Below are 3,013 nucleotides of genomic sequence, written 5' to 3' on the forward strand. Positions count from 1 at the left end.
CCATGGGCGGCTATGGTGCACTGATCTATGGTGGCGCAGGCGTCACACAAGCCTCTACAGAATACCCGTGGGGCACGCCGAACGGGTTGCTGCAACGCCACCTCGCAGGCTCTGAAAGCCACGCGAGCATGCCAAATGACAAGGTCAAAGCGATCATCTCCATCGCGCCTTGGGGCAAAAACACAGGCTTCTGGGATGCAGAAGGTCTGTCCGGCTTTAGCAAACCATTGATGCTGATGGCTGGCTCTGTCGATGACGTCTCCGTCTATTCCGCCCTGCGCGCGATCTTTGCCGAGACAACAGGCACCAAGCGTCACCTTCTGACGTTTGAAAACGCCAACCACAACGCTGGCGCGCCTATGCCGAGCCCGAAAGAAGGCTACACGCCTGTTGAAGGTTTGGACTTCGTTCCGTTCGAGCACTACGCAGATGCGGTCTGGGACAACACACGCATGAACAACATCACGCAGCACTTCGCGACGGCGTTCATGGATCTGCACCTCAAAGGCGACGAGGGTAAAGGCGCATATCTCGAACTGATCGACAACGCAGCTGACGGCGTGATCGCAATGGGCGATGATGGCAAACCAACAGCAGATCACACCTATTGGGAAGGCTTCCTGCCGCGCACAGCCGCTGGTCTGAAGTTCGAAACCCTCGACGCAGGCAACTAAAAATGGCGCGCCCCATGAACCCGCGATGGTTTGTCCTCAATGGCCAAGACTTCTTCGCACGGTCATGGGGCGATCCCACCCTCCCGCCGCTGCTTATGCTGCACGGCTTTCCTGAATATTCTGGCGCATGGGAAGAGGTCGCGCTCGAGCTGTGCGATCACTTCTACTGCATCGCCCCCGATCAACGCGGCTACGGACAAAGCTATTGCCCCGAGGGCGTCGAAAACTATCGCGCTGGCGTGCTCGCTGGCGATATGGCGGCGCTGATCGAAGAACTCGGCGCACCTGTCACAGTGATGGGCCACGATTGGGGCGCCTCTGTCGCCTATGCGCTGGCGATGCTCTTCCCCGATCTCGTCTCCCGCCTCATCATCGCCAATGGCGTCCACCCCGTCCCGTTCCAACGCGCGATGGCCGCAGGCGGACCGCAATCCGAAGCCTCGCAATACATCAACTACCTGCGCCGCGAGGGATCAGAGGATAAGCTTGCCGAAAATGACTTTGGCAAACTGCTAGAGCTTTTCTCCGCCAAGATGGACCTTAGCTGGCTCTCTGGTGATCGCTTGGCCGCCTACAAGCGTGAGTGGGGCCGCGAGGGGCGCATGAAAGCCATGATCAACTGGTACCGCGCCTCTGCGCTCGTGGTTGCCGCCCCCGGCAAACCGATCACCGACCTGCCCAAGTTAGACCCCGCCCGTCTACAAGTACGCTGCCCCCACCTGCTGATCTGGGCAACAGGCGACACGGCGTTGCTGCCTGTGTCATATGAAGGGTTGGAAGAATTCGCCAAAGACCTGACGTTCAAAGAGGTGGCCGATGCGGATCACTGGCTTTTGCACCAGCAACCCAAGGTGGTTGCGACGCTTGTTTTGGATTGGACTGCTTAAGTATTCGAAATCAAAAGAATTACCACAACGTGTGATCGTAGTTAAAACGAAAACTAACGCAGTGTAACGGGTTTTATGTGATGAAATCTGGGGTTGAAGATTTTGGTTTTACCCTACGAAAAATATTCACAATGAACCGCTTCCAAAAAATCCCGTGGAGGCTGAGCAATATCGCAGATGTGGCTTGGATCAAAATTAATCAAATCGCCTTTGGACAGATTTAGACCTACGGCTTTCCCTGGATCGCTGTCTAGTATGCCACGGTAGCGATCATCCTGAATAGCAATCACAATTACCCACATTTTATCAACGCCACGATCTATGACAGTCCCGTTTCCACGCGTTTCAATATCAAATAGGAGTTTCGCAGCCTCGCCTCTTTGCAAATTACTACGGCGGGCCTCTGAGGGAATTTTGAACGTATCGGGGTTTGCTTGGTGGCGCTGGACAGCAGAAACAAGCACCCATTCGCCTTCTTCTAATGTCGTAACCATGATATGTTCCCTAATTCCTTACAAGAAAAACACGCCACTTGAAAAGCTATATCAAAACCCAAAAATCCGATAAACGCTGATAGGGTAAAAGTAATAACTCAACGAGATCACACGCTCAAACCTATTTGTAGCCGCATACTTCTGCAAAAACGCAATATCCCCAACACGCACTGTCTCACTTATGCGCCCAATCATCCGGATCGCCGGAATTATTCGGTGACAACCCGATGATATCCCCTTCCGTATTCACCCCAAGCCCCAAGACTGTGCGATTGGCGTAGCAGAAATAGGCGATGACTTGGTTGATCTCCAATATCTCGCCATCGTCAAACCCAGCCGCGCGCAGCGCTTCGATATCGCTCTCCGCCATGCTCGCAGGGTCCAAGGCCAAGGCCTTCGCATAGCTCATCCCCGCGATCTGGCGCGCATCGAGCGGCGCATCTGCGATCTGCCCCGTCTCAATGGCCGCACGGATCGCGTCAGAACGTGCATCATCAGCCACCAACCGCCGCATCCCTTGGAAATGGTGCTCCACGCAATACCCGCAACCATTCAGGAACGACACATAGACGCCAAGACATTCCAGATACCATTTAGGCAACGCATTCCCCGTGTGGTGCAGGCAATATTTATACATCGCCATATGCCCCTCCATCGAATGGGGGCGCAGGGAATGGGACAGCATGATGTTATCAACGTTGTTATCCGGCCCCTTCACACGATCATAAAGCATGCGCAGCTTGCCTTTAGAGGCCTCATAGCTAATCGTTTTGATCCAACTCATCGCACACTCCTTTGGCTGATCCCTATCAACCTGCCGAAGACGCCCTTCTTTATCAAGCCACCACTTCCCCCGCCCCCTCGGCTCTGTCATAATGTCCAACAAACACGTCACATAAAAAGAAGAGCAGCCAGCCATGTCCGATCTGTTGTCCGGCCAAGAAGCGACCGAATACGA

At 54.3% G+C, this 3,013-nt stretch carries 3 protein-coding genes and 1 pseudogene; 2 read left to right on the forward strand and 2 right to left on the reverse strand.

Annotation, left to right across the window (positions count from 1 at the left end):
* Both ABJQ89_RS01900 and ABJQ89_RS01905 read left to right on the forward strand, forming a co-directional pair.
* A pseudogene (locus ABJQ89_RS01900) lies at positions 1–674 on the forward strand (dienelactone hydrolase); the annotation flags it as partial.
* Between the two features lie 14 nt (positions 675–688).
* The gene (locus ABJQ89_RS01905; protein ID WP_348494585.1) at positions 689–1,561 is read left to right on the forward strand and encodes an alpha/beta hydrolase; all 873 of its coding nucleotides are present in this window, start codon (positions 689–691) and stop codon (positions 1,559–1,561) included.
* Positions 1,562–1,674: 113 nt separating this feature from the next.
* On the opposite strand, the gene ABJQ89_RS01910 is transcribed toward ABJQ89_RS01905, so the two are convergent.
* Together ABJQ89_RS01910 and ABJQ89_RS01915 are read right to left on the reverse strand one after the other, a co-directional pair.
* Complete coding sequence (locus ABJQ89_RS01910; protein WP_348494586.1) at positions 1,675–2,055, reverse strand: hypothetical protein; 381 nt, start codon at positions 2,053–2,055, stop codon at positions 1,675–1,677.
* 175 nt (positions 2,056–2,230) lie between these two features.
* Positions 2,231–2,839: a peroxidase-related enzyme gene (locus tag ABJQ89_RS01915; protein ID WP_348494587.1), complete on the reverse strand. Its 609-nt coding sequence runs from the start codon at positions 2,837–2,839 to the stop codon at positions 2,231–2,233.
* Positions 2,840–3,013: the final 174 nt, after the last annotated feature.

It is taken from the genome of Planktotalea sp., from assembly GCF_039984035.1.
Classification (GTDB): domain Bacteria; phylum Pseudomonadota; class Alphaproteobacteria; order Rhodobacterales; family Rhodobacteraceae; genus Planktotalea.

Coding starts and splice junctions, on each gene's coding strand:
- ABJQ89_RS01915 (WP_348494587.1), bottom strand. CDS start 2,839: ATGAGTTGGATCAAAACGATTAGCTATGAGGCCTCTAAAGGCAAGCTG.
- ABJQ89_RS01910 (WP_348494586.1), bottom strand. CDS start 2,055: ATGGTTACGACATTAGAAGAAGGCGAATGGGTGCTTGTTTCTGCTGTC.
- ABJQ89_RS01905 (WP_348494585.1), top strand. CDS start 689: ATGAACCCGCGATGGTTTGTCCTCAATGGCCAAGACTTCTTCGCACGG.